Source organism: Mycobacterium appelbergii (genome assembly GCF_032883035.1).
Classification (GTDB): Bacteria; Actinomycetota; Actinomycetes; order Mycobacteriales; family Mycobacteriaceae; genus Mycobacterium; species Mycobacterium appelbergii.
Genome location: NZ_JAMQTH010000001.1, coordinates 374,114 through 400,549, shown reverse-complemented (window position 1 = coordinate 400,549; position 26,436 = coordinate 374,114). Strand labels below are relative to the sequence as shown.

General features: G+C 66.6%; 26 protein-coding genes and 1 pseudogene. 12 read left to right on the top strand and 15 right to left on the bottom strand.

Translation table 11 applies throughout. The annotated features are described in order from the left end of the window. The first annotated feature begins 82 nt into the window (after positions 1-82). The gene (locus M1247_RS01860) at positions 83-535 is read left to right on the top strand and encodes a 6,7-dimethyl-8-ribityllumazine synthase (RefSeq protein ID WP_317154551.1); all 453 of its coding nucleotides are present in this window, start codon (positions 83-85) and stop codon (positions 533-535) included. On the opposite strand, the gene M1247_RS01855 is transcribed toward M1247_RS01860, so the two are convergent. Both M1247_RS01855 and M1247_RS01850 read right to left on the bottom strand, forming a co-directional pair. Next, positions 532-1,446: an alpha/beta hydrolase gene (locus M1247_RS01855; RefSeq protein ID WP_317154550.1), complete on the bottom strand. Its 915-nt coding sequence runs from the start codon at positions 1,444-1,446 to the stop codon at positions 532-534. The two genes, M1247_RS01860 and M1247_RS01855, sit on opposite strands and share 4 nt — an antisense overlap. A gap of 46 nt (positions 1,447-1,492) precedes the next feature. Next, the gene (locus M1247_RS01850; RefSeq protein WP_317154549.1) at positions 1,493-2,002 is read right to left on the bottom strand and encodes a YkgB family protein; all 510 of its coding nucleotides are present in this window, start codon (positions 2,000-2,002) and stop codon (positions 1,493-1,495) included. 301 nt (positions 2,003-2,303) lie between these two features. On the opposite strand from M1247_RS01850, the gene M1247_RS01845 reads away from it, so the two are divergent. From M1247_RS01845 to M1247_RS01835, 3 genes are all read left to right on the top strand, one after another. Further along, a complete protein-coding gene (locus M1247_RS01845; protein WP_317154548.1) occupies positions 2,304-3,659 on the top strand; it encodes a TetR/AcrR family transcriptional regulator in 1,356 nt (451 codons plus the stop codon). Between the two features lie 76 nt (positions 3,660-3,735). Then, entirely contained in the window at positions 3,736-4,356 is a 621-nt protein-coding gene (locus M1247_RS01840; RefSeq protein WP_317154547.1) for a TetR/AcrR family transcriptional regulator, read from the top strand. 87 nt (positions 4,357-4,443) lie between these two features. After that, the gene (locus M1247_RS01835) at positions 4,444-6,000 is read left to right on the top strand and encodes an alpha/beta hydrolase (protein WP_317155003.1); all 1,557 of its coding nucleotides are present in this window, start codon (positions 4,444-4,446) and stop codon (positions 5,998-6,000) included. Positions 6,001-6,005: 5 nt separating this feature from the next. On the opposite strand, the gene M1247_RS01830 is transcribed toward M1247_RS01835, so the two are convergent. The 10 genes from M1247_RS01830 to tet all read right to left on the bottom strand — a co-directional run bounded on the left by M1247_RS01830 (position 6,006) and on the right by tet (position 14,251). Then, on the bottom strand, positions 6,006-6,497 hold the full coding sequence (locus M1247_RS01830) for a hypothetical protein (protein WP_317154546.1): 492 nt from the start codon (positions 6,495-6,497) through the stop codon (positions 6,006-6,008). Between the two features lie 64 nt (positions 6,498-6,561). Next, positions 6,562-7,176 carry a TetR family transcriptional regulator gene (locus M1247_RS01825; RefSeq protein ID WP_317154545.1) on the bottom strand — a complete coding sequence of 205 codons (615 nt, stop codon included), beginning with the start codon at positions 7,174-7,176 and terminating at the stop codon, positions 6,562-6,564. A 26-nt stretch (positions 7,177-7,202) separates the two neighbouring features. After that, the gene (locus M1247_RS01820) at positions 7,203-8,108 is read right to left on the bottom strand and encodes a hypothetical protein (protein WP_317154544.1); all 906 of its coding nucleotides are present in this window, start codon (positions 8,106-8,108) and stop codon (positions 7,203-7,205) included. Between the two features lie 135 nt (positions 8,109-8,243). Further along, on the bottom strand, positions 8,244-8,849 hold the full coding sequence (locus M1247_RS01815; RefSeq protein ID WP_317154543.1) for a hypothetical protein: 606 nt from the start codon (positions 8,847-8,849) through the stop codon (positions 8,244-8,246). After that, complete coding sequence (locus M1247_RS01810) at positions 8,846-9,730, bottom strand: VWA domain-containing protein (RefSeq protein WP_317154542.1); 885 nt, start codon at positions 9,728-9,730, stop codon at positions 8,846-8,848. Before M1247_RS01810 ends, M1247_RS01815 begins: the two co-directional genes overlap by 4 nt. Then, positions 9,727-10,668, bottom strand: coding sequence for a hypothetical protein (locus M1247_RS01805; RefSeq protein WP_317154541.1), 942 nt, complete (start codon positions 10,666-10,668; stop codon positions 9,727-9,729). Before M1247_RS01805 ends, M1247_RS01810 begins: the two co-directional genes overlap by 4 nt. Further along, positions 10,659-11,132 (bottom strand): hypothetical protein, encoded by a 474-nt coding sequence (locus M1247_RS01800; RefSeq protein WP_317154540.1) that lies wholly within the window; start codon positions 11,130-11,132, stop codon positions 10,659-10,661. Before M1247_RS01800 ends, M1247_RS01805 begins: the two co-directional genes overlap by 10 nt. After that, a complete protein-coding gene (locus M1247_RS01795; RefSeq protein WP_317154539.1) occupies positions 11,122-11,994 on the bottom strand; it encodes a DUF58 domain-containing protein in 873 nt (290 codons plus the stop codon). The genes M1247_RS01800 and M1247_RS01795 overlap by 11 nt, the downstream gene beginning before the upstream one ends. Positions 11,995-12,000: 6 nt before the next feature. Beyond that, positions 12,001-13,002 carry an AAA family ATPase gene (locus tag M1247_RS01790; RefSeq protein ID WP_317154538.1) on the bottom strand — a complete coding sequence of 334 codons (1,002 nt, stop codon included), beginning with the start codon at positions 13,000-13,002 and terminating at the stop codon, positions 12,001-12,003. 49 nt (positions 13,003-13,051) lie between these two features. After that, a complete protein-coding gene (gene tet / locus M1247_RS01785) occupies positions 13,052-14,251 on the bottom strand; it encodes a Tet(A)/Tet(B)/Tet(C) family tetracycline efflux MFS transporter (RefSeq protein ID WP_317155002.1) in 1,200 nt (399 codons plus the stop codon). A 73-nt stretch (positions 14,252-14,324) separates the two neighbouring features. On the opposite strand from tet, the gene M1247_RS01780 reads away from it, so the two are divergent. From M1247_RS01780 to helR, 4 genes are all read left to right on the top strand, one after another. Then, the gene (locus tag M1247_RS01780; protein ID WP_317154537.1) at positions 14,325-14,936 is read left to right on the top strand and encodes a TetR/AcrR family transcriptional regulator C-terminal domain-containing protein; all 612 of its coding nucleotides are present in this window, start codon (positions 14,325-14,327) and stop codon (positions 14,934-14,936) included. Further along, positions 14,936-15,832: an adenosine deaminase gene (add, locus tag M1247_RS01775; RefSeq protein ID WP_317154536.1), complete on the top strand. Its 897-nt coding sequence runs from the start codon at positions 14,936-14,938 to the stop codon at positions 15,830-15,832. Before M1247_RS01780 ends, add begins: the two co-directional genes overlap by 1 nt. 22 nt (positions 15,833-15,854) lie before the next feature. Then, on the top strand, positions 15,855-16,838 hold the full coding sequence (locus M1247_RS01770; protein ID WP_317154535.1) for an NAD-dependent epimerase/dehydratase family protein: 984 nt from the start codon (positions 15,855-15,857) through the stop codon (positions 16,836-16,838). A gap of 115 nt (positions 16,839-16,953) precedes the next feature. Continuing rightward, the gene (gene helR / locus M1247_RS01765; protein ID WP_317154534.1) at positions 16,954-19,137 is read left to right on the top strand and encodes an RNA polymerase recycling motor ATPase HelR; all 2,184 of its coding nucleotides are present in this window, start codon (positions 16,954-16,956) and stop codon (positions 19,135-19,137) included. 22 nt (positions 19,138-19,159) lie between these two features. Here the strand turns inward: helR and M1247_RS01760 are convergent, their stop codons facing one another. Beyond that, the gene (locus M1247_RS01760) at positions 19,160-19,738 is read right to left on the bottom strand and encodes a TetR/AcrR family transcriptional regulator (RefSeq protein WP_317154533.1); all 579 of its coding nucleotides are present in this window, start codon (positions 19,736-19,738) and stop codon (positions 19,160-19,162) included. A gap of 60 nt (positions 19,739-19,798) precedes the next feature. On the opposite strand from M1247_RS01760, the gene M1247_RS01755 reads away from it, so the two are divergent. Further along, positions 19,799-20,632, top strand: a complete 834-nt coding sequence (locus M1247_RS01755; protein ID WP_317154532.1) for a class I SAM-dependent methyltransferase — start codon at positions 19,799-19,801, stop codon at positions 20,630-20,632. Here the strand turns inward: M1247_RS01755 and M1247_RS01750 are convergent. Next, positions 20,623-21,540, bottom strand: a pseudogene (locus tag M1247_RS01750) (cupin domain-containing protein); the annotation flags it as partial. The gene M1247_RS01755 and the pseudogene M1247_RS01750 sit on opposite strands and share 10 nt — an antisense overlap. 82 nt (positions 21,541-21,622) lie before the next feature. On the opposite strand from M1247_RS01750, the gene M1247_RS01745 reads away from it, so the two are divergent. Beyond that, a complete protein-coding gene (locus M1247_RS01745) occupies positions 21,623-22,459 on the top strand; it encodes an NAD(P)H-binding protein (protein WP_317154530.1) in 837 nt (278 codons plus the stop codon). Next, the gene (locus tag M1247_RS01740; RefSeq protein ID WP_317154529.1) at positions 22,456-22,914 is read left to right on the top strand and encodes a pyridoxamine 5'-phosphate oxidase family protein; all 459 of its coding nucleotides are present in this window, start codon (positions 22,456-22,458) and stop codon (positions 22,912-22,914) included. Before M1247_RS01745 ends, M1247_RS01740 begins: the two co-directional genes overlap by 4 nt. Here the strand turns inward: M1247_RS01740 and M1247_RS01735 are convergent. After that, positions 22,902-25,709, bottom strand: a complete 2,808-nt coding sequence (locus M1247_RS01735) for an ATP-binding protein (RefSeq protein ID WP_317155001.1) — start codon at positions 25,707-25,709, stop codon at positions 22,902-22,904. The two genes, M1247_RS01740 and M1247_RS01735, sit on opposite strands and share 13 nt — an antisense overlap. A 150-nt stretch (positions 25,710-25,859) precedes the next feature. Between M1247_RS01735 and M1247_RS01730 the strand changes: the two genes are divergently transcribed. Beyond that, positions 25,860-26,402 carry a cupin domain-containing protein gene (locus tag M1247_RS01730; RefSeq protein WP_317154528.1) on the top strand — a complete coding sequence of 181 codons (543 nt, stop codon included), beginning with the start codon at positions 25,860-25,862 and terminating at the stop codon, positions 26,400-26,402. Positions 26,403-26,436: the final 34 nt, after the last annotated feature.

The following is a 26,436-nucleotide window of genomic DNA, read 5'->3' as shown; positions in this document are numbered from 1 at the left end:
AGGGCCGTAAAGACGCCCACGTCACAGCCCTGACGTCAATCTCGGCGTCGGAGATATCCGCCCGGTGCGATAACTTCGCTACATGACTGACGCAGCCACTCAGATCGCGTTCGTGCAGGCCACCTGGCACCGCAACATCGTCGACCGTGCGCGCGAAGGTTTCACCGAGCAGATCCGCACCCACGGTTTCGCCGATGAGCACCTCGAATTCTTCGAGGTGCCAGGGGCTTTCGAAATCCCACTGACCGCGAAGCGCCTCGCAGCGACCGGGCGTTACCGCGCGGTCGTCGCCTCAGCCCTGGTGGTCGACGGCGGGATCTACCGGCACGAGTTCGTGGCCACCGCGGTGATCGACGGTCTCATGCGGGTTCAGCTCGACAGCGACGTACCGGTGTTCTCGGTGGTGCTCACGCCGCACAACTTCCACGAGCACGACGAACACACCCGGTACTTCACCGAGCACTTCGTGAAGAAGGGCGCCGAGGCGGCCAACGCGGTGGCGGCCACTCTCACGCTGCACGCGTCGTTGGGTTAGCCGCTGACCGCTCGGTAGACGTGCTTGGCCATCAGCTCGTACATGTGCCGCGTGACGTCTGCGTCGTCGCTCATGATGTTGTAGCCGTGATCGACACCGCGCACTTCGCGGTACTCGACCAGCGATCCGACAGCCTCGAGCTTCTGGGCGTACCGCCACGCCTCGTCACGTAACCGGTCGTATTCCGCGGTGACGACGAGCGCAGGCGCGATGCCTGCGATGTCGTCGGCGTTGGATCCCCAGACCGGTGACGCGAGCCGATCACGGCGCTGCGCGGGATCGGGAATGTAGGCGGTATCGAAAATGTCACCCATCCACGGTTTGAGTACGGCTTTCGCCCCGCGGGGCGACGGCTTCTTCCTCGTCGCGGTCACCAGATCCAGCGGCGGGTAATGCAGAAGTTGGAGTTTGATGTCGGGCCCACCATTTTCCAGTGCCAACCGCGCCGCTCCGGCGGACAGGCTGCCGCCCGCGCTCTGGCCGCCGACGCACAGCCGACCGCCGTCCCAGTCGCGGTCCGGCGACGACGCCCACTGCAGCACGTCGTAGATCTGCTCGACGGGGGTGGGGAACCGACGGTAGGGGGCGAGCAGGTAATCGGTGTTGATCACGACGACATCCGCGTGGGCCGCGAGGTAGCGGCACCACGGGTCGTCCTGCTCACGGTGGCCGACGACGAAGCCTCCGCCGTGAACATTGACATAGACCGCCGGTGGCTGATCCGTGCGCTTCCGTTCGGGCGGTGCGTAGAGAGTGGCGACAACGTCACCATGACGCGTCGGGATGACGGCCGGTGTTGTGCTGCCGGGGATTTCAGGGAATCGCACGCCCTTCTGCGGCTCGGAGTGCACCGCGGCGGCGAACATCCGCGCCAATGCGTCGGCCACGAACTGCGTCGACAGTACGGACACGGCACCTACCCGAAATAGCGTTGTGATCAGTCAAGCAATCGCAACGCTACGCGCCTTGGGTTTCCCTCTGGCGAACTACCGCCTTCATCGCATCGCCGAGCGTCCAGAATGACAGCCCGAGCAGAGGGATGTCCTTGAGCAGGAACTCACCCGTCAACGACAGAGCGGGAAACCCGCCGCCGGCCGGCTCGCCCACCCCGGGAGTGCTGAACAGAAAACTGATGGTGGCGCAGAACAGCAGAATTGCCAGCAGGCTACCGATGATCGACAACCGCGGGGCCAGAGGCTTGATCGCCAAGAGGATTGCGGCACCGACCTCGAACACACCGAGAAGTGCCGAAAAGGTGTACTCCGGCAGGAAGTTGTAGAGCCAGCCCATGAAGGGGCTGTGCGCGACGAGCGGCGCGATCTGGTGGGCCTCGTAGTCAGCGAACTTCAGCGCACCGATCCATCCGATGACGATGACCAGCCCGTAGCGGCCGAGCACCGCGGCGATGTTGTCGATTGTCGTGACGCTCACGATGCGGTCGATCTGGGCAGTGCTGGGCTTGGTCATCATTTCTCCATCCGGCATGACGGGACGTCTGTCACCGGACAGTCCGAAATGCCTGTCCGGCTTGCCGTTCCGATATCCGTGTCAGTTTGGGTTAGTCGACCCAATATGTCATTGGCGAATGACTCCCGTCAAGCCCGCCGTCGAATGTCCGCATCGGAGAGGCCGACATCGGCGCTGGCACAGTCGACCGCTTCACCCCTCCGTCATTCGCGGAGAGCTAGGCTGGACGTGTGTCGTCGTGCTGGATTTGCAACAGTGCACCTTCGCTCAGCACGCGGGAGTGCGGTAGCCGAGGTCACTGATGGCTGCCACGGAATCTCCCCAAAGTTTGAATTTCACCGCGAAGGGGTTGGCGACCCGCGAGCGCATCTTGCAGGCTGCGGCCCAGGTCGTCCTCTCGGAGGGATTGACCGGCTTCAGTCATGATCTGGTCCGGCGGCAGGCAGGGATCAGCGGCTCCCAGATCAGCCACTATTTCGTCGACAAGCCGGCACTGATCCGCGCTGTGCTGGAGCGTCAGATCGAAGTGGTGCTGAACTTCCACCGCCAGGCCCAACTGGGCGGCCTGGACACGTTCGACGACTGGGAGCGCTGGGCCCAGCTCAATCTGCGATACCTGCGCACAATCGGCTACGACGGCACGCCGACCTATCACACCCTGGCCGGGCAGCTCGCCAAATCCGATGCGGCGACCCGTGACACCCTGGCTGACGGCTATTGGCGTTGGGTCGATCTGCTTGAAGAGTCCTTTCAGCGGATGAAGGACCGCGGGGTCCTGGTCGCCGCCGCCGAGCCGCGGGAGCTGGCGATGGTCGTGGTGGCAGGCCATCAAGGCCTGGGAACATTGACCTTTGCCTTCCGTCAGGAGTGGCCACTGTCTGACGGAACCCGGTTTGTGGTCAACCATCTGCGCCTGTACGCCGCCGACCCCGCCGAAAAGAGTCCGCGCCCGCCGCGCCGGCCCCGCACCGGTTGGACGCGTCACGCACAGGACGCGCGGGACGGCGGTCCGAATGGGTTTTCGCGAAAAGGGTTGGCAACACGGGCACGCATCGTCGAAGGCGCCGCAGAGCTGATCTTCGAGCAGGGGCTGCACAGTACGAGCCTCAAAGATGTGCGTGGCAAGGTCGGGGTCAGCGGATCCCAGCTGTCCCACTATTTCGCCGACAAAAGGGATTTGACCCGCGAAGTCATCGCCGCGCGCACCGCCGACGTGCTGGATTTCCACACGCAACCAGCGTTGGGTGAGCTCTCCAGCCTCAAGGACCTCCAGGCCTGGGCCGACGCATGCGTCAAGCAGGTGGACGCGGTATACGTGCGCGGCGGCTGCATCTACGGTTCGTTGGCCGGCGAACTACTCGAGGCCGACGAGGCTGTGCTCGATGACCTGGCCGCTGGTTACGCGCGCTGGATCGGATTGTTCCGCAAGGGATTGACCACCATGCGTGAGCGCGGCGAACTCGTCGCCGACGCCGATCCACGTCACCTTGCCGTCGCGCTCCTCATCGCACACCAGGGCGGCACCATGCTTTCCCACGCCACCGGCAATGCGGACTGGTTCCGGATCACCGTGGGTGCGGCACTCGACTACGTGTTCTCTTTCCGCGCACCCACCAAAAGAGCTGCCAGACGGGCGGGTTCGCGTACGGATCGGTGATGCCGGTCGCCGCGGCAGTACGAGCAAACATAAATGTGATTCATGTTCATATCCGCATCTGTGGGACGATACGTGGGTGGCCAGCCACAGTGCACTACGCCGTCGTGAACCCGTCCAGCAGCGCAGCAAGCGACGGGTGGAACGGATCCTGGCTGCGGCATTGCAGCTGTTGGAGTCCGAAGGCGTCGAAGCGGTGACCACGCGGGCGATCGCCCAGCGCGCCGAAGTCCCGGTGGCGACGGTGTACCAGTTCTTCCCCAACCGGGACGCGATCCTGCAGGAGATTGTGCTGGACCATCTGGATCGGCGTGATGCCGACGGCGCAGCTGCCCTTGCCGCGATGTCACCGGACAGCTTGGCCGACGTGGCTCACGCGATCTTCGAGTTCCATTACGCCCATCTGCGCACCCATCCGCATTTGGTGCGGCTGCATTACTCCAGCGTCGCGCGGGGCCTGCTGTCCGATCCCCGGCTGCGCCGCGCGCAATTCGCCGACGCCCTGCATGCTGCGCTGGTCGACTGGCGACTGCTGGATCCCGATACCGACCCCATGGTCACCACCGTCGCGGTCGAGATGGGCGACCGGATCCTCGAACTCGCCCATTACGCAGGTCCGAGCAAGGATCGTGCCGTGCTCGCCGAAGGTGAGCGGGCGTTGATCGCGTACCTGCAGACCTACGCCGAACCCAACCACTGAAATATCGCGACGGAAGGTCACGAGTTCGTGCTGCGTAGGTTACATCCGGTTGGGCTGGCGCTCGCCCTGCTGTTCTTCGCCTGGTCGATGAGCCCGTCGCTGCTGCCGCGGGCCTGGTATCTGCAGGCCGTGGCGACCGGTATCAGCGTCGCGATCGGATATGGATTGGGTTGTGCCATCGCCTGGGTGGTGCGGCGCTGCGGTGTGCACCCGCAGTGGTCGCACCGCGTCCGCTCAATCGGCTGGGGTGCATTGATTCTGACGGCCCTGGTGGTCGTGCCGACGTTTCTGGTGCTGGGGTCGTGGTGGCAGCAGATCATTCGCGACCTGGTCGGTCTGCCCCGGGCACAGCGGTCCTTCTACCTCCTGGTGTTGCTGATCACCGTGCTGATCGCGCTTGCCCTGCTGGCATCGGCGCGCGGCGTCCGATGGGCCGTCGACCGGCTGGCCCATCAGGCCGGCCGGTTCGTGCCCGGCCCGGTCGCACGGTTGGCCGCTGTGGTGGCCGTCGTGGTGCTCGCGGTGGTGGCGGTCGACGGCGCACTGCACCGCGGCCTGTTGGGGGTGGCCGAACGTTCGGCGAAGGCCGCAGATCACAGCACCGCCGACGGCGTCAGTGAACCGACGGCCCCGGAGCGCTCCGGATCCGCCGCATCGGCTGAGTCGTGGGAGTCCTTGGGCCGCGAGGGCCGCACGTTCGTGGCCGATGGCCCGACGGCCGGCGAAATCACCGAAGCGACTGGCGCGCCCGCACTTACCCCCATCCGCGTGTATGCCGGCCGGGAATCCGCGGACACCGTCGGCGGGATCGCCGAACGGGTGGTCGGCGAGTTGCAACGTACGCATGCCTTCGACCGCAAGGTGCTGGCAGTGGTGACCACGACGGGGCGGGGCTGGGTGAACCCGAACGTCGCAGCGGCCCTCGAGTACGTCAACGGCGGCGACACCGCCATCGCGTCCATGCAGTACTCGTTCCTGCCCAGCGCGCTGTCATTCATTGCGGACCGCGAGACGCCTCAGCTGGCGGGGCAGGCACTCTTCGAGGCAGTGCACCGAGCCTGGGCGGCCCACCCTGTCGGCCACCGTCCCAAACTGGTGGTGTTCGGCGAGAGCCTCGGCTCATTCGGCGGGCAGTCCGCATTCGCCTCGGGCGCCGACATCGTGAGCCGTACCGACGGCGCACTACTGGTCGGCACACCGAACTTCGCGCAACCGTGGGAGCAGATCACCACCGACCGGGATCCGGGATCGCTGGAGCGGTTGCCGATCGTGGACGGCGGCCGTCATATCCGGTTTGCCTCCCGGCCCGAGGACGCCGACCTGCCCGGCCGCTGGGAGGCCCCGCGAGTTGTGTTCTGGCAGCACGCAAGTGACCCGATCACCTGGTGGTCGTTCGACCTCCTGCTGCACCGTCCCGATTGGCTCCACGAACCGCTCGGCCCCGATGTGGACCCCGGGATGCGGTGGCTACCGTTCGTGACGTTCTGGCAGGTGACGCTGGACATGATCTTCTCCGCGGACGTGCCCTACGGCTATGGACACGCATTCGGCCCCGACGCCGCCGAACTGTGGGTGGACATCCTGGATTCGCCGGACCGGGATCCCGCTACCACCAGACGGATCCACGATGCTCTCGCCAAGTGAGCCTGTCAGGCTCCGCCACCACCCACTTCGGCGGCCAACGGCGGCGGTAACGGCTTCGACGGAGTGGGCGACGGCGATGCTTTCGGGGCGTCGGGCCCGTGGAAGTCAAGCATCGGTTCCTCGCGAAGCACCCGTTCACCCACACTGAGAACCAGCGACTTCGCGGTCAGGAGATATTCGACCCCGTCGTTCTTGGCGACAAAGGCACCGTCGTCGGATCGGGTGGCGGGAACGACGAGTTTCGCACCATCACGTAACCGGACCCCGCGGTACTCGTACTTGCCGCCGGACAATCCGCAGATCGCCACCCGGGAGGTTGCCGTACTGCCGAACACCACGGTGTCATCGGCCGACGCACACCGGGCGGTGGAATCGAGGTAACCCCGGGCATCGTTGGACGGCGCGGCATTCGCCCCCGGCGTGCCCAGGGTCAACAGCGCGAACCCCGCCGCCGAGGCGGCGGTCAGACGGTGGGTGAGAGGCCACTTCGACAACATCCTCTATACGACACCACGTCTTTGCCGGCAGAGTGGGCGTCGTCGCCGAGTCTGCGCTGAATCGTTAGGACTCCGATACCGGTGATTCCATGCTGCGCAGCGTCCGGTGGACGTAGTCATCGAGCAGGCCGTCGCGGTCCGGCCAGTCGTGCGTGGTGATCAACAACGCGTACAGACCGAGCAGGAAGAACACCGCGCTGTTGATCGGGTTGACGTCGGCGGTTACCACGCCTTCTGCCTGCGCGAACTCGATCTCGCGGGCCATCCCGACGATCACCGGGTGATCCTGGCCGACCTCGGCCGGTGGGCGCGTTTGAGAAAAGTGCAGTGCGAGAAAGTCTTTGAACAGCCGGTCGCCAAGCCGACGTTCAAGGCCCCTGACCAGACGTACAGACTCCTGCAGCGCGGCGGCCAGATCGTGCGGCTTCTTGAGGAACTGGGCGAACTGTTTGGCGATCCGCTCTTCTTCGCGCTGTTCCAGTTCCAGCAGCACGTGTTCCTTGGTGGGGAAGTGGAAGAAGAAGGTGCCGTGTGCGACTCCTGCCGCGGCGACGATGGCACCGACATCAGCTTCAGCCATGCCGGATCGCTTGAATTCCGCGATGGCCGCGCCCATCAACCGTTCACGCGTCTGCAGGCGTTTGGCCTCGCGTGTCGAGCGTCCGTCCGCCACCGCCATATGCCATCCTCATCGTCAACCACACGTCATTGACCCGCAGCGCCGGCCCAATGTCCTGCCGACACGACACTATCGGCTGCGCAGCGGATACTCACGGGCTGCAGCCAGGTCGCAATGTTGCGGACATAGTCCCGGTAAACCGCGAGCCGCGCCGGATCTGCCTTGATCTCGATTCCCGGCACGTCGGTGACGAATGACGGCGCGCCGCAGTCAAGATCCCAGTTGTAATCCGCGAAGTGGTGGAAGGTCGACTCCGCGACAGCGCGGCCCATCAGGCGGCCGTCGGACGCGAGTTCCCCGTCGAGTAGCACAGCGAGGTTGAAGTGACGCCCTGACGCAGTGCTGCGGCCCTGGGCCAGGACGGTCGCGAAGGGCACCTCCGCCGACACCGCCCCTTCGTGCGGATGTGCGGGGAACCACTCGATCCGACCACTTGCCGTCGCTGTGGTGCGCAACAACTCGTGGGCGGGCTCTTGGACAAGCACCGGCTGATAGTCGCCGTTGGCGCCTGAGTGGTAGTTGGGCCACGAGATGTCCGGGTTGTCCTGGTCGTCGCACAGCGCGGTGGAATCCACGCTCGGATCGTGGAACTGGTTGACCACCCCGAGCGAGCCCAGCCCCAGCAGGCAGCTGCCGAGCTGCTGGTGGTCACGCGCGGTGAGCACCCCGCCACCGCTTTCCCGGAACCTACCGATGGCCGCGCATTCGCGGGTGCTCAGCCCGTCACCGACATCGACGGCCATCAACCACAGCTGGTCATAGTCGCTCGTGTCCAGCCCAGTCAGGACCGGGTCGTCTGCGGCGCAGGCCCGGTTACGGGCAGTGACCTCGTGACCGGCAGCCCGTAGTTCGTCAGCCAGCATCGAGAATCGCGTGACATCCCAGTCGTCGGGGTGCTCCATGATCGTCGTCTGCAGCAGGATCTTGGACATCGAAACTCCTTCGCTGGTACCTCGCCATCGGTCTCAGCCTGGCGCGGGCCGGCCCATCGCGGACCCTTGGAAATGCGTGGTCGTACCCGTAGTGAGGGGTCGTCCCGCACCACGGGGCCGAATGCCTTGCTCCGGTCAGGGTGCCGCGTTCCGCAGAATCTCCTGCAGCCGGTCGAACGGATCTCCCGCGCCGGGATTGAGCCGCAAGGGCGCATCCGGGTCGGCGGGCACCGTGGCCGCTCCCTGTGGAGGCGGTGGTGGAGCCGCGACCGCCGGTGGTGGGGGAGGTGGTGGCGGTACCGCCCGCGCAGCGGTGATCTTGCTGTCGAGCCGCGCTGCGGTCTCGCTACGGATAGCGCGGCGGTCCGGATCGGGATCGGTGTTTCCGGCGAAGCAGTCTGCGGGTGCCTGCGCCACCAATTCACGCGCGCTGAGGTATCGGGTCAGCGCCCCGAGGCCATCGAAGGTCGCGGCGGCCCGGTCGCCCTGGGTCTCCCGGACGAGCTCGAGGTTGACGCGCGCCGGGCAGGGGTCAGCAGACTTGCCGCGCGCCATACTGACCGAGAACTCGCGGTCAGCGTCATCCAGCCGATTCTCGCTCACCGCGACTGTCCCTGCCGTGAAGGCGGTTTCAGCGGCGTTGCCGGCCACCACCAGAGCGACACACCTGGCGATCGCGATGATCACGGCCAGCGCGACTGGCGCGGAGTACACGAGCAGCCTGCGACGAAGCGGGGTCATGACAGCACTCCCGTCGGCCTGATCCGGCGGAAGTCGCGAAGCACCAGGTACAGCTCGATCAGGATGAGCACCCCCGCGCCGAGCGCGAAAACCCAGTACAGCTCGGTGCGTTCGGTGTCCACGGCCACCACGGGTGCCTGCAATCCGGTCGCGTCGGTGGGCAGCGCATCATCCAGGCGTGCATCGCTGCCGGTGCGGGGCACATACGGCACACCGATCTGATCGGCAACACCGCGCAACGCCGCACTGTCGCCGTCACCGTAGCCGAGTACCGCACCGCCGTCGACGGCACGCTCCGGTAACTCGAACTGTCGTTGCGGCACCTCGGATTCAGGGGCACCGGCACCGAGGTAGAACACCAGGTTCTGCGCCCGTGGGTACTGCTGGACCGCACTGATGAGTTGATAGCGCAAGATGGTGCTCGCCGCGCCGACGTCGGTGGTTTCCGGTGCCGACGTGGATGGGGTCACGGTCGCGAGCAACGGCTTCAGGCTCCAGGTGTCCTGCGACAGCGGCCAGTCGAGCGTTGCGCGGGCAGCGAAGGTGACGACGGCGAACCGCGCGTTCGGGTAGCGGTCCAGCAGAGCTGCTATATCACTGCGCACCTGGTCAATTCCGGGCTGCATGCCGGCGGACCGGTCGACCACCAGGAAGATGCTGGGTTCCGAGTCGCCTGCGACCCGCGTGGGCGCATCGGCGTCCGCGCCGAGCACCGGCCGCGCGGCGGCGACCAACAGCAACACCGCCCCGGCGGTGACGCCGATCCAGCGCCACACGGCCGCGCGCCCGGTCTTCGTCTGGAAGGCCATGGCACAGGCCACGACGATCACCACGGCCAGAAGTCCCAGGATCAGCGGTGGGAGGACGGGATTGAAGGTCATCGCCGTACCACCAACGGCCACAACACCATCGCGGCGATCGCGACCAGCGCCAGCACCAAGGGAACATCAGGAGTTTCCGGAGACCTCGTCTCGGCCGCGGCGTCGTCGGACGTGGTGAGGGCGGGCGGATGGCTGCGGATTCCATCGAGGCCGGCGGTCACGTCGGCATCCGCCGAGTACGACCGACCGCCGGTCTCGCGCGCCAGTTCGCTCAATCCGTCTCCGCCCGTGGTGAGAACGTTGACCTGAACCCCGGCGCCGAGTGCCAGACCCCTGACACCGTCGGCGGTGAACAGCGACGGCGTTGGGTCGTCAGGGGCACGTAACGCATCCGGCCCGACATAGATCAGTGAACGCCGCTGTGCGGCCTTCTGATCGAACGGCGGGAAGCCGGTCAGGCACATGGCCAGCACGTCCTCCACGCTCTCGGTGTAGTCGACATAGGTCACGGGCGACACGAGCGGCACCGCATCGGCGAATCGACCTGCCGCATAGCGGTAGTCACGGGTCAGCGGCACCACGCGACGGTTGGCCGAGGTCAATCCGATGCGCTGGGTGCTGAAGGCCTCGATCCGGTCGGCGAAGTACCGCAGCGAGGCGGTCGCAGCGGGATCGGTTGGAGCACCGCCGATGCACACCATGATGTCTTCGGGCTGCGCGGCCGCGGCATTCCGCGGGGACGACGGCAGCCCGGTCGGGCGCGCGGCGACCAGAACCGCTGCGGCGAAGATCAGCACGAGCAGCGCGATCGTCACGCACGCGGAGATCGCGCGCAACCGCACGGCGCGGATGTATTCCGGCAGCCCGGTCAGTCGCCCGGTGTTGGCCAGCGGCCGGGGCGCCTGCAATCGCGGGCGCGGCCACAACAGCGCCACAGCCACGCAGCCGGCCAACGCGACACAGCCGACGATCGCGACAATCCACCAGATCAGGTCCATCCGCGGATCAACTCCTCGGCGCAGTCACCGGCCGCCGCGACATCAATGGTCGACTGGTCGTTGAACTGTGCGTCGGTCAGATCGGCCAATACGGGGGCGGCGGGCGCGAGCGCACCGGTGGCGATGTCGTCCACCTGCATGTATTGCGCCCGGACACCGGTTGCGGCCTGCAGAAAGGCCCGCACTTCGCGGCTCATCGCCGCGCCTGCGGCCGGTGCCGTCAAATCCCCTGCACGGTAACGGTTTGCGATAGCCCGTACGGCGCGGGCAAAACGGTGCTTGATCATCTCATCGCGGGCGGCTCCGATGAGCGGGAGGTCACGTAGCCGCCGCCCTGGTGCCGTCAGCACGAAAACCGCCGCGTACCAGGCGATGAGAGCCAGTGCCAGCGCCACCGCGATCCACAACCAGCCCGATGAATAGGACGGCGGTCCCATCAGATGCCGTAGCAGGTCATCCGGCACGGGCGTACACCCCGGTCATCGCGGTCAGCCCGGCCCTGATGCGCGCGCTACCGGTCACGGCCGCGTGTGGCACCCGATAGGCGGTGAGGAACTCGGAAACGCGTTCGCGCCGTCGTTGCTCAGATCGCCAGTACGCCTCCACGACATGGGGATCCAGCTCATCGGCGGGCAGGATGAATCGGCCGTCGGCGACGTCATAGGCCTCACCGCGATCCTCATGCGAACGGACCGCGGGCATGTCCGCCGTCATCGCCCACAGCACGTCATGGCGCGCGGTCAGCGATCCGAGCACGCTGCCCAACCGATCGGACACCTCGGGTTCGTCGGCGACCACGAAGATCAGCAGCCGATGCCGGTAGTGTCGGGCCACCCATTCCAGTTGGGCCTGGATGTCGCTGGCGGCGGGGCGCGTGGTGGCCTGATGGTGATACCGGTGCAACATGCTCTCGATGTGAGTTTCCCCGCGCCGCAAGCGGATGTCGACACAGCCGCGCGAGTCGCCCGACACCATGCCGATTTCGTCGGACCGCGGCAGGGTCATCAAACCGATTGCACCGATGACGTTCGCGGCGACCTCGCGTTTGAGCTCTCCCGAGGGCGCCAATGCCGAGGTGTTACGGCCCGCGTCCGCCACCACCAGGATCTTGTGGTGCTTCTCGGAGACGAACCGCTTAATCAGGGTGTGGCCGGAGCGCGCCGTCGCCTTCCAGTCGATATCGCGAACGTCATCTCCCGGCACATACGGGCGCAACTCGTCGAATTCGAGACTCCTGGTGTGCACCAGGGCGTAGCGGCCGCCTTCGAGGAGCCCGCCGGCATCGCGGCCGAAGTGCGCCTTGGCAGAGTCGAGATGCTTTCCCATGAGGCCTCACGGCACCTGCACCGCTTGCAACACGGCTTCGACCACAACGTCGGCCGTGACCCGGGCACTGGCCGCCTCGAACCCGAGGATCAGGCGGTGGCGCAGCACCCGATGCGCGAGTCGCGCCACATCGTCGGGAACTACGTGGCCGCGGCCACGCAGAATCGCCAGCGCGCGTGCGGTTCTGCAGAACGCGATCGTGGCCCGCGGGCTGGCCCCGTACTCGATGAGCCTGGCCAGATTCGTCGGCAGGTACTTCTCGGGTTCCCGGGTGACCCCGACCAGACGACTCGCGTATTCGATCAGCGCGCGGTCCATGTGCACGGCCCGGGCGATGCCCTGGAGGCGACGGATGTCGTCCACGCTGACCACGGGGGCGCTGTAGTGGTTCCGGTCATACAACCCGGCGTCCATCCGTTCGATGATCTCGATTTCGTCTTCGGTGGACGGGTATCGCACGAGTTCTTTCAGCATGAACCGGTCGGTCTGTGCCTCCGACAGCGGATAGGTGCCCTCTTGATCCACCGGATTCTGCGTCGCGACGACCAGAAACGGTTCAGGGATCGGATAATTGACGCCGGCGATCGTCGTTTGGCGTTCCTCCATCGCCTCGAGCATGGCGCTCTGTGTCTTGGCGCTGGAGCGGTTGATCTCATCGAGCAACACGATGTTGGCGTGCACCGGGCCGAGTTGGGTGGTGAACGTGTTGGTGGCCGACTCGTACACCTGGGTGCCGATGATGTCGCTGGGCAACAGGTCGGGTGTGCACTGGATGCGTCGAAAGCTGCCGTCGATGGATTCGGCGACGACGCGCGCGGCGGTGGTTTTCGCCAGTCCCGGAACACTCTCGATGAGCAGGTGTCCACCGGCGAGCAGTGCGATGAGCATCGACTCCCGCAGGTGGTTCTGGCCCACCACCTTCGCCGAGAACGCCGACGCCACCGCACCCACGATTCGCTGGGCTTCGGCCATGTCGCGTTGATCAAGCTGCGTTCGCGCTGTGGTCATGAATCCTTCCGATAAGGCCCGTCCCTCGCCATTTGTACCCGGAATCCGGCTATCTCAAGCCCTGGCTGTTGAGCAGTCGTCGCGGCGAGGCGATCAGCAGCGCCGGCACACACAGTAGGTACGCCGCGGCGGCGCATACCCACAGCCAACCATCCCACTGCCGCCCGGTCGCCACGTAGATGCCGGCGAACAGGAGCGGCCCGATGATCCCGGTGAGGCTGGTCAGACTTGCCATGACGCCTTGCAGCCGCCCCTGATGACGATCATCGACATGGCATGTCAACAACGTCTGCAACCCCGGCATCGCAACCCCGCCCAGCGCCAGGAACAGCGAGATCGGCAGCACCATCCAACCTTGCCCCGCTGCCGACAGGGCCAGCAGACCGATCGCGTCGGCGCAGATTCCCATGACGACCGCCCGGTTGTTACCGAACCTGGCCGCGAGCGGGCCGGTGAGCAGCGCCTGCGCAAGTGCGTGGATCGCACCGAACGCTGTCAACGACAGCCCGACCTGGGTGGGATCCCAATCGAATCGGTGCTCGGTGAACACCGCCCACATCGACGCGGGAGCCTGCCCGACGAGCTGGATCACGAAATACGTGAACAACAATGCACTCAGGATCGATCCACCGGACATCCACAGGCCCCGCCAACCCGGCGCCCCACCCGGTGTGCCCGAATCCACAGCCACGGTTCGGGTTTCGCGGAGAACCAAGGCGGCCACGGCAAAGCCGACGGTATTGAGCACGGCCGCCATCAGGAAAGGAAGATGCGGGGACAGCGAACCGAGGACGCCACCGATCATCGGCCCGGCGATCATCCCGCCCCCGTAGCAGGCGCCCACCTGGCCATAGCGGCGTGCCCGCTGGTCACCGCGCGAGACATCCGCCACCACCGATCCGACGACGGCCGTGGTCGCCCCGGTCAGGCCGGCGACCGCACGTCCGACGTAGAGCACCCACAGCGCGGGGTTCGTGCCCATCACGAGGTAGTCCACAGCCGCTCCTGCCAGCGAGGTCAACAGCACCGGTCGTCGGCCGAGCCGATCCGACAACCCGCCGAGTACCGGTGCGAATATGAGCTGCATTGCGGCGTAGAGCGCGACGAGGACGCCGATCTGAAGTGCAACGGCCGACGGTTCGACGTGTGTGCGCAACAGTGCGGGCAGCACCGGCATCACGAGCCCCAAGCCCATCGCGTCCAGCACAGCGACTGCCATGACACAGACCAACGTGGGGTTTTGGTTCACCGGAGCCTTCACTTTATCGACGATAAATTTATCGCTGATAAAGTGTCAATCGACTTTTGTGGAGGAGGTCGCTGTGCGCCTGGATCGACAACGGATCATCGGAGCCGCGCTGACGCTGATCGACGAGGCCGGACTCGACGGCCTGAGTACGCATCGGCTCGCCGCCGCGCTCGCGGTCAAGCAGCCCGCGCTGTATTGGCACTTCCCCACCAAGACAGCCCTACTGGAAGCACTCGCCCAGGAAATGCTGGATCGCTATCACACGCGTCCGCTACCGGAACCCGGCGAGGGCTGGCGCGAGTTCCTGTTCAGCAATGCGCGCAGCTTTCGCCGCGCCTTGCTCAGCGTCCGTGACGGTGCGCGACTGCATTCCGGCACTCATCCCGACATCCGCTCAACCGACATCCCGGAGCGTCAGATCCGCTTCCTCATCGAGGCGGGCTTCTCCCCCGAAGCCGCGGCCTACTCGCTCATCGCGATAAGCCGCTACACCGTCGGCGCGGTCCTCGAGCAGCAAGCCGACGCCGGCGAATCGGAGCAGTCCGACCCGGAATCCGAGGGGCTGCCGGGATTGTTGGGCCGGTTGGCAGCCGCCGGCCCGGAACCCGAGTTCGAGTTCGGGCTGGCCGCACTGGTCGGCGGCATCGAAAGCCGGCTCGCCACAACACCGTCGGGGAGCAAATGATGCCGCGCGACCTGAGGCTGCTGCCCAAGGCGCATCTGCACATCCATCTTGACGGCGCCCTTCGCGCCTCGACGCTCGCCGAGTTGTCGAGCCGGTCGGGGTTTCGAGCACCCACGCCGTCGAGCTTCGGGTCCTTCAGCGCCTTCACCGATACCATCACCGCCGCGGCGAAGTGCCTGCAGACCGCCGACGATGTTCACCGAGTACTCGGCGAAATCTGCGAGGATGCCGCCTCTTCCGGAGCGGTGTGGATGGAAATATCGTTCTGGCCAGGTCTGTTCGACGGCAGGCTCGGCACCGATTTCGACGCCGTCGACATGGTGGCGGAATCAGCTCGCCGCGCGAGCCACGACCACGATGTCGGTATCGGCTTGATCGTCGCAGCCAACCGCGACCACGGTCCCGAAGAAGCGTTGCGGATCGCCAAGCTCGCGGCGACCCATTCCGCCGGTGAGATCACCGGTTTCGGGTTGGACGGCGACGAGAGCAGGCATCCACCGGGTCCTTTCGCCGATTCATTCGCGGTCGCCCGGGCCGCCGGATTGAAGGCCGTGCCGCACGCCGGCGAACTGCTCGGCCCACAGAGCGTGGCGGTCGCCGTGGACGTTCTGGGCGCCGACAGAATCATGCACGGAGTCCGGTGCGTCGAAGATCCCGCGCTGGTCGCCCGCTTGGCCGCATCGAACGTTGTGCTCGACATCTGCCCGACGAGCAATGTCCTGCTGTCGGTAGCCCCGTCCTTGGAGCAGCATCCGCTGCCCGCACTGCTCGAAGCGGGGGTGGCATGCAGCTCAGCGATGTTCAGATCGCCGGCATCGCTTCGGCGTCGATCACCGCCTCGGCGGCGCCGGATTTACTCAGGTCGGCAGCACTCAAAGACATCCAAGGGTGGCTGAAATCAACCGAGGAACCAGGACGATGAAGATTCTTGTGACCGGCAGCGCAGGCCACCTGGGCGAGGCCCTGATGCTTCACCTGCGGGGGTCAGGCCACGAAGCCGTGGGTTTCGACACCACGGAATCGGACTTCACCCACCACCGCGGATCCGTCACCGATCCGGCGGCCGTCGCCGACGCGATGCAAAATGTGGATGTCGTCATCCACACCGCGGCCTTGCACAAACCTCACGTCGGAACGCACCCTCGGCAGGAGTTCGTCGACACCAACATCACCGGCACACTCACCCTGCTTGAGGAGTCGGTTTCCGCGGGGGTGACCCGATTCGTCTACACGAGCACGACCAGCGCTTTCGGCGACGCCCTGCGGCCCGCCCCGCACGAACCCGCGGCCTGGATCACCGAGGATGTCACGGACAGGCCCAAGAACATCTACGGCGTCACCAAGGCCACCGCCGAAGATCTGTGCGAGCTGTTCGCACGCGGCCGGGGCCTACCCTGCATCGTGTTGCGGACATCGCGGTTCTTCCCCGAGGAGGACGACAGCAAGGATATTCGCGACGGTTACGCCGACGCGAACGCCAAGGTCAACGAATTCCTCTACCGCCGAGTCGATCTCGAAGATGTCGTCGATGCGCACCTGCGTGCGGCCGAACGGGCGTCCGACGTCGGGTTCGGCCGCTACATCATCAGTGCGACCTCGCCCTTCACCCGGTCGGATCTGTCCGCGCTCCGGCGTGACGCAGCGGCGGTCGTCGAACGCCACGTGCCTCGGTATGTGAGGGAATACCAACGGCGTGGCTGGACCATGTTTCCCACGATCGACCGGGTCTATGTGAACGACCGTGCCAGGGAAGCACTGGGCTGGCAGCCGCGTCACACGTTCGCGGCGCTGATCGACCGACTCGAACAAGGCGACGAATACCGCAGTCCACTAACGCAATCCGTGGGCTCGAAAGGATACCACCCGGTGAGCTTCGCCGACGGCCCGTATCCTGTCGAATAGCGCTCGCACGCGGCGGAACACCACGGCCCGGCGCCACGTTGGAGTCCCTGTCGGCAGTGCCGGCACGGGCGGCCGGGACCGGGCGGCTCAACATGATCAGCAACAGTGAGGGCATGTGACCAAGCAGGACTACGACGGCGAATTGCGCTCCGAGCAGAGCTACGTCGCTCGGCTCTACACGCGGCTCGATGCCGAGCGGGCGAGGGTGAAGGATCGGTACCACGCCGCGTTGCGGGCGCCCATCGACGCCCAGGACGGTGGGACACTCGTAGACCGCGACGCCGAGGTGAATGCCACGGCGGAAGAGATGAAGCGGCTCGACGTGGCCGACAGCGGGCTGTGTTTCGGTCGGTTGGACACCATCGACGACGACCGGTTGTACATCGGCCGGATCGGCATTCTCGACCGCGAGAACGACTATGAGTCGTTGTTGCTCGATTGGCGGGCGCCGTTGGCTCGGGCGTTCTACACCGCGACGGGCGCAAACCCGGAGAACATGCGTCGGCGCCGCCAGTTCCACACCCGTGGACGGCGGGTGACCGATTTCACGGACGAGGTCCTCGGCAGGCCCAGCGATGGTGATCGAGGCGACGCAGCCCTGCTCGCGGCGGTCAACGCACCCCGTGGCGAGGGGATGCGGGACATCGTCGCGACGATCCAGGCCGAACAGGACCAGATCATCCGGCTCGAACACCCCGGGGTGTTGGTGATCGAGGGTGGGCCCGGCACCGGCAAGACCGTGGTCGCGCTGCACCGGGTCGCCTACCTGCTCTACACCCAACGCAAACGCATCGAACGCCATGGCGTGCTTGTCGTCGGGCCAAGCCCCGCGTTCCTCAGCCATGTCGCTCGAGTGCTGCCGTCGTTGGGGGAATCCGACGTGGTGTTCATGACCGTGGGCGACCTGGTGCCCGGTCTACACGTCACCGCCGAGGACACACCGGAGGCCGTGCGGATCAAGGGTTCTCTGAAGATGTTGGACGTGCTCGCCGCAGCGATCGCGGATCGGCAACGGGTGCCCGAGGATCCGCTGCTGATCAAGCTCGCTGACGTCACGTTGAAGATCGACGCCGAGATCGCGCAGTGGGCGCGCGAAGAGGCCCGGGCCAGCGGACTGCCGCACAACAAGGCCCGCGCGGTATTCACCGATGTCCTCACCTGGGCGCTCACCGAACGGGCGATCGCCCGCATCGGCCGGGGATGGCTGACCCGCGAAGACCGGAATGCCTGGGAGCACCTGCGGGCCGAGTTGCTCGACGAACTCGACGACCATGAAGGGTTCGCCGCCGCGGTCGACGGGCTGTGGCCGATCCTGACACCGGAAACCCTGCTCGCCCAGCTGTACACCTCTACCGAACGGCTCACCGCAGCGGGCGTCGACAACGATCTGTGGCGGGCCGACGGGGATGCCTGGACAGTGTCGGACGTGCCGTTGCTCGATGAGCTGGTCGACTTGCTCGGCGCTGACGATTCCGGGGAAAAGGCAGCCGAACAGGCACGGAAAGAAGAAGCGGCGTACGCCGCGGGTGTACTGGACCTCATGGTGGCCCGCGAAGATCTGATGGACGACGAGGACCGCCTGCTCGCCCAGGACATGATCGACGCCGAGGACCTGGCCGAGCGGTTTCACGAACGTGATCACCGGGATCTCGCCGAACGCGCTGCCGCGGAACGGGATTGGACCTACCGGCATGTCGTCGTCGACGAGGCGCAGGAACTCTCGGAGATGGACTGGCGGGTGTTGATGCGGCGCTGCCCGATCCGGTCGTTCACGGTGGTCGGTGACCTCGCCCAACGCCGCTCCCCTGCCGGGGCGACATCGTGGGATGCGATGCTCAAGCCGTATGTGCCCAACCGGTGGGTGTACCGGCCGCTGTCGGTGAACTACCGCACCCCGGCGGAGATCATGACCGTGGCCGCCGCGCTGCTCGCCGAGTTCACACCCGGGGTCCAGCCACCGGAATCAGTGCGCGTGTGCGGTGTCCAGCCATGGTCGCGGCGGGTCACCGAGGACGAGTTGCCAGCTGCCATCGAGGAATTCGTGCAGGATGAGGCGGATCGCGAAGGCACCAGCGTGGTGATAGGGCCGGCAGGCATGCCTGGCACCGTGCCCGCATCCGGGACCAAGGGGCTCGAGTTCGACGCCGTCCTGGTGGTGGAACCACAGCGGATCATGGCCGAGGGCCCGCGCGGGGCCGCCGAACTCTACGTCGCCCTCACCCGCGCCACCCAACGCCTCGGCGTCCTGCATCTGGGCCCACTGCCGCCTGCCCTGTCCGGCCTCTCACCGCGGGTGTGACGGGTACTGGCCGACGCACCGGTCAGAGCGTGGCGACGTGGCTACCGAGAACCGCCCGTATCGTCGCCGCGTCGCGTCGTCCATGTGGTGTCACGGCATCCAGCGACAACCCGGAGATCAACGCCGCCAGCCGAACCGCCTCCTGCGACGGGCAGGGCACGCCGACCGCACTGACTGCCGCCACCAGAACGGTGTGCAGATCTTCTGCCATCTGTTCGACCACCGCACTGAACGCCGGATTCGTGCGCGAGGCCGCAATCACCTCCATCAGCACGATCGCCTCATCCCGGCTGTCGGCGTCGAGGGGAACCACGGCCTCGAGTACCGCGAGCAGGTGCGCTCTGGCTGCGTCGGGATCGGAACCGCCCGGCGCCGGATCACGAGTCAGCCTGCGGCCCATCCGATCCCCTGCCTCAGTCACCGCGGCGACCACCAGCGACTCGTGGTCGGCAAAATAGTGGCGGACCGATCCGATGTTCAAGGCTGCCTCGGCCGCGACCTTGCGGAACGTCACCGCCGCCAGGCCTTCGGCAACGACCAGACGCAGCGCTGCCTCGACGATGTGGCCACGACGCTCCTCCGCATCAACCTGTTTGGGCACGTCATCTTTTTATCACCTGTGTGATACAAAGGTGCGGTAGGGACACGAAAGGAACAGATCATGCACGAGGCAGAGGCGCTGGCCGCCAATCGGTCGAACTGGGACGACCGCGCCGACGTGCACGCGCGATCCGAAATGTATGACGTGCCGGGCTTTCTGGCCGATCCGTCCGACATCTCCCAAGTTGTCGAGAATGATCTCTCGGTACTCGCACCGCATCTACCCGAAGCCGGGGTGAAAGACCGTTCACTGCTGCACCTTCAATGCCACATCGGCACCGACACGATCTCATGGGCACGACTCGGTGCGGCCGATGTTCACGGCCTGGACCTCTCGCCGAACTCCCTGCGCCACGCGGCACGCATTGCCGAGGCCGACGGCCGCGCCATCACCTGGGTAGAGGGCGACGCCCGGTTCGCCTCGACCCTCATCCGTCGGCGCTTCGAGATCATCGTCACCAGCGCAGGCACCATCGTGTGGCTGCCCGAACTGGTCAACTGGGCACAGTCGATTCACGACCTGCTCGAGCCGGGCGGGGTTTTCCTTCTTCGTGACGACCATCCGATCCTCGGGGCGATGGGGTTCGAACCCTGGGACGTCAGCGACGACTACCTCAGTGGCGGCGGCACCCGAAGCTACGCGGATTCAGGCAGCTACACCCCGGGCTCAGATGGGCAGATATCCCACGTCCACCACCATGAGTGGCGACACGACCTGGCCGAGATCGTCACCGCACTCCTGCGCGCGGGACTGCGCATCGAAGCGCTCGCCGAACTCCCCTACATGGACTGGCCGGCGTTCTCCGACCTCGTCGCCTGCGCGCAGGGGTGGACTCTGCCGCCCGGAGCTCCTCGGATACCGCTGAACGTCGCTATCGTCGCGAGGCGCCGATAGTCACTCGGGTTGACACCTCGAACCCGTTTGAACGCCGCGCTGAAACCGAAGGGGTCTGAATAGCCCACAGCGCGAGCAGCTTCCGCGACAGTCGCAGCATCCTGCTCGACAAGCAGATCCGCCGCAAGAGTCATCCGCCAGCGGGTGAGATACGTCAGCGGCGGTTCACCGACCAGGCCGGCGAACCGCTTGGCCAGCGTTGACCGCGACACCCCCACCCGGTCCGCCAGTGACGAGACCGTCCACGGCGCGGCCGGATCGGCATGCATCAGGCGCAGCGCGTCACCGACCACCGGATCGCGCTGGGCGGCCCACCATGCCGGCGGCTCACCGTCGGGCCGGTCGAACCACTCACGCAGCGTGCACACCAGCATCCAGTCCAACAGCCGGTCGAGCACGATCTGCTGACCCGGAACGTCGACGGCGACCTCGGCGGCCAGATGGTCCACGACGGCGTCGCCGGTGCCCCCGGCGCCCACCCGCAACACGACAGGTAGCGCGTCGAGCAACCGGCGGCTGATCTCGCCGCGCACCGGATAGGCGCCGACGATCAGGGTGGTTGCCCCGTCGCTGTTGTCGCCGCAATCGTTCCACCCGAGCCGATACCGGGTTCCGCCCTGCTCGGGGGTCGCGCAGAATTCACCGCAGGCAATCGGCTCCGCCGCGGTGTCGACGTCGTCGACGAACGTGAAAGTGGCGGGCCCCCGCACCACGACCGTCTCGTAAGCCCGGAGCGGCTCAGGCTCACAGCCGTCGGCCACGATCCAGCCCGCGCCGGTCAGCACGGTGCACAGGGTCAGCGGGGCGCCGTCCACGAAGTGCAGCGACCAGGGCGCGGTAAGGGTGGTACTGCCGAACAACGAGCCGTGGGCCCGGACCCCACGGAACAGGTCGCCAAACACATCCATCCCACCGAGGTTAGACGAATAGACAGGCATTCTGGGCTCTCACCTATGGAACTGTCCGATCCGGCCCGGTTCAATCGGTGTCATGAGCAACGAACCCACCCTTGTCCTCGGCGCAACCGGAAAGACCGGCCGGCGGGTCGCCGCGCGACTGCGCCTGCACGGGACGCCCGTACGTACGGCCTCCAGATCGAGCCCGACTCCATTCGACTGGTCCGATCCCGCGAATTGGGACGGCGCCCTGAAGGGAATCGCCACCGCCTACATCGTGGCACCGCCCACCCCGGGCCCCGCGCACGAGTTCGTGGCCCGCGCAGAGGCCGCCGGCGTGCGGCGTCTGGTCCTGCTCTCCGGACGCGGCGCCGACACCTGGGGCGATTCCACGTTCGGACTCGACATGCGGGATGCCGAGGAGGCTGTGCGCGGCTCGGCACTGGAGTGGACCATTCTGCGGCCGAACAACTTTGACCAGAACTTCGACGAGGACCTGTTCCGCGCTCCGCTCGCGGACGGCCTGCTGGCGCTGCCTGCAGGCGAGGTCCCCGAGCCGTTCATCGACATCGAGGACGTGGCCGACGTGGCTGCCGCGGTGTTGACCGAGCCCGGCCGGCATATCGAACAGATTTACGAGCTGACCGGGCCGCGCGCGATCACATTCGGCGAGGCCGTTGAGCTTATCTCCCGGGCATCGGGACTGCCGATTTCCTACAAGCAGATCTCTCCCGCCGAGTACACCGCGGCGCTGGTCGAGGACGGCGTGGGCGAGGACGCCGCCGACCACCTCGCCGCGATGTTCGTGCTGATGGAACGCGGCCTGCTCACGGCGACCACCGACGGAGTCACCACCGTGCTGGAGAGAGCGCCCCGAACCTTCGAGGACTACGTCGTGCGCGCCGCGGCGGCCGGAGCCTGGCAGCGATGAGCACCGACGCCGCTTTGCAGGCTGCCCAGGATTCTCCGCTGGGTTCGCTCGCCCACGAAGACCTCGAATTCCTCCGACGACCCCTGCACGGATTTCTCACTGTGGCCGGAGGGCCGCTGCCGCCCCAACCCCGGCCGGTGTGGTTCGAGCTCACTGCCGAAGGCACGATCCAATTGTTCACGGGCCCGGACACTGTGCGGGTACGGCGGTTACGTCACGACCCACGGGCCTCGATCGTGGTCGCCGCTCCGGTGGGTGAACGTGAGCGCTGGGTCGCGGTCGCCGGCCGCGCCGCTGTGGAGCCCGACGGAGGGCACGAGTTGGCGGCCCGCCTCGCTGCTCGCTATTGGGACCTCGACAATTCAGCCCGAGCCGACGCCCTCGCCGAGATCCTGACCGAGGATTGGGTCCGCGTCGTCATTCACCCGGAAACGGTGCACCGCTACGTGAGTTGACCGGCTCCCGCCGGTCCGGATCGGTCTGACGTCCCGGGCGGGATGGTCGTGCCGCGCAGTTGTCGCCGTGAGGCGATACCCAACTTGGCGAAGACTTTTCGAAGATGCCAGTCGACCGTGTGGGTGCTGATGAACAGCTGCGCGGCGATCTCCGCATTCGTCAGTCCCTCGCCGGCGAGCCGGGCGATCTGCGCCTCTTGGACCGTCAGCCGGACGTCGGAGGCTGCGGTGCGTTTGCGCACCTTCTCACCGGCCGAGGCGAGCTCGCGGCGGGCGCGCTCAGCGAAGGCCCGCGCTCCCAGCTGCACAAAGGACTCATACGCGGTGTGCAGTTGGGCGCGGGCATCGGTGCGACGGCCGCAGTGGCGCAACCACTCCCCGTACAGCAGGCATGCGCGGGCGTGATGCACGGCTATCCGGGTACCTCCCAGTCTGTCGATCGCTTCCCGGTACAGTTCCTCGGCCACCTCGTCCTCGGCGAGCAGGGCTCGTGAGCGCGCCACCATCCCGCGCGCCCAATCTGTTTCACTCGGTGTGGTCCGCTCTTCGAGTAGGGCAAGCGCCTTCAGCGCGGTGGCCGTCTCACCGCAGCGCACCGCCGCCTCGATGTACTCGACCAGGCACCAACCGAACAGGCCCAGATCCTCGTGGCTGCACGCCTGTTCCGCTGCCGTCAACGCCAGGTCGTGGCGGCCCAGCCCGTTGTTGAGTAGCGCACTCGCGTAGCTGGTCAAGCTGAGTAACCGACCGTCGCCGCGAGCGGTTGCGTCGGCAGCCGCGGCGTCGATCAATCTCGTCGCCTCGGACTTGTCGCCGCGCCATGCGGCCAGCGCCAGCGCGTGATAGTTGCCCGGGGCCTGACCGGTCGCAGCGGCGATGGCATCGGCCTCCTCGATCAACTCGCCTGCCGCGGCCAGCTCGCCGGCCTGTACGTGCACACCCGCGCGGTAGACCAGCGCGACAGGAAGGATCGCCAACGCTCCTGCGTCGCGGGCCAGTCGCACCGCATGGGTGGCGAGTTGATGCCACATTTCGTCGTCCCACAACTCGTGGACGGCCGATTCCTGCGCCACCGGGAACGCCAGCCACAGCCACCGCATGACATCGGCCCCGCCCTGCTCGAGCTCGCTGCGGGTCAGCGCCAGCGCCCGGCGCAGCGTCGCCTGGCTTGCCGCTGCACCGGTGGTGACCCGCATCGACAGGCCATCGAGTAGAAGGTCGATCGGTCGCGCCGGTTGCGGTCCCGGCGGTGCCATGCGGGCGGGCCTGGCCACCTCGACCGCGCCGCCCAACGGACACAGCCGACCACCGTGCATGGCCGCGCCCATTGCTTCGAGATAGGTTTCGCGCGCCAACTCATCGTCGAGCGTCTCCAATCCCTTGGCGGCGCGGAGAAGCCCGGCGGCAGTTTCGGACACGGTCATCGACACGTCACCGCCGCCGTGACTCCTGGCGAACACGATCTGGGCACGCAACCGCGCCAGTCGTGCCCGTTGCAGGTCGTCCAGGGGCGCAGTCTCGGCGATCTCGAGCAGGTCGTACGCGCCGTCGAGAGCCGCCGCCTCGCGCTTGGCTTGTGCGGCGGCCAGCGCGCGGGCACCGCGGCGGACCGGATCCGACGTCAGCTCCGTTGCGCGTTGCAGAAAGGCTGCAGCAGCGGCGATTCCGCCTCTGGCCTGAGCTCTGCCGGCCGAGCGCTCAAGTTCGGCGGCAACGACTTCATCTGGTCCGGCGGCGGCATTGGCGCGATGCCACGCCCGGCGGTCCGGATCGGTGTCGGGATCGGTGACCGCGGCCAATGCGTCATGAACCTCCCTGCGCTGCACCAGATCAGCGGCGCGGTAGGCCGCTGATCGCACGAGCGGGTGACGGAACCGCACCCGGGCGCCGACGTCGATCAGCCCCTCCGCTTCAGCCGGCGTGATCGCGTCGTCCGGGATTCCAAGCCGTTCTGTGGCACGCATCAACAGCGACGTATCACCGACCGTCTCGGCCGCCGCCGCGAACAGCAAGCGCTGAGTCTGCATCGGAAGGGCCTTGACGCGCCGCAGAAAAGACTCCTCGATCTGTCCGTCCAACGGGCGCGCGTCAGGGAGTCCATATCCACCTGCCAGCTCCGCCGCCGTCAGATCCTTGGGAAGTTCGAGCAACGCCAACGGATTGCCACGGGTCTCGGCCACGATGCGATCACGAACCCGCTCGTCGAGCAGGCCCGGGATCACCGAATCGAGCAGTGCGCGCGCAGCCCCCCGCCGCAATCCCGCCACCGGCAGCTCGCTCAGCCCGTCCAATTCCTGGTTGCCGCCGTCACGGACGGCGAAGATCACGGCCACCGACTCGGCCAGCAGCCGGCGGGCGACGAACGCGAGGGTCTGCGCCGAGACACGGTCCAGCCATTGCACGTCGTCGATCAGGCACAACAGTGGTTGCTCCCGGGCAGCGGCAGCCATCAGGTTCAACACCGCCAACCCGACCACGAAGCGATCCGGAGCACTCCCGGCACACAGGCCGAACGCAACATTCAGCGCATCGCGTTGCGGATGGGGCAGCGCGTCACGGCCGTCCAGCAGCGGCGCGCAGAGCTGGTGCAGCCCGGCGAACGCAAGCTCCATCTCGGATTCGACGCCTACCGCCCGCACGACACGGAAACCGGGCGCACTCTGTGCGACGTACAGCAGCAGGGCAGTCTTGCCGACACCGGCTTCACCGCGCAGGACCAGCACCTGGCTTCGGCCCGACCGAACCGTGGCGACCAGGCGGTCCAGGGCCGCGCATTCTTCGCTCCGGCCCCGCAAACGCCGTAGCGCGTCGTCATTCGCCACGCGGACCCACCACACCTCACCTGTTCGGCGTGAGTTTATGGCCTGCACGGGCAGCACTGCCACCAATCGTCGAACTTTTCGCGTTCATCATGGCGGCAGCTCAGTACGAGGAAGGAGTAACTCATGACGATCACACCTGGCGCCGTGGTGACGGTGGTGCATCCGGGAGAGGGCGACAGCGTCGCCATGGCCGGGTTCGGAGCGGTCTTCAAACTCACCAGCCGCACCACCGGCGGCCTGGTCGCCATCGTCGAGCATCCCTTCGAAGTCGGGCTGATCACGGCGGCGCACCGACATACCCGCGAGGACGAACATTCGATCGTGCTCGCCGGTGAGATCGGTTTCCGATCCGACGACAGCGAGGTCGTCCTGGGCCCCGGCGGCTACATCACCAAACCGCGCGGCCAGATGCATGCCATGTGGAATGCGGGCAGCGAACCGGGACGCATCGTCGAAGTGATCACTCCGGGAGGCGGATTCGAGAACTATTTCCACGAGTTGAGCGAGTTGCTCACGTCGATGGCCGACGGTCAGCCAACCGGCCCACCGCTGCACGAATCCCCCGAGTTCACCGAGCTCGCGGACAAGTACGGCCTCACTTACGGCAACCCGGATTGGCTCGACGACATTGTGTCGCGGTATGGGTTGACCCCACCGTCACATTGACAGCGACGCCTTCGCTGCGCTGCGCGCTCCCCGT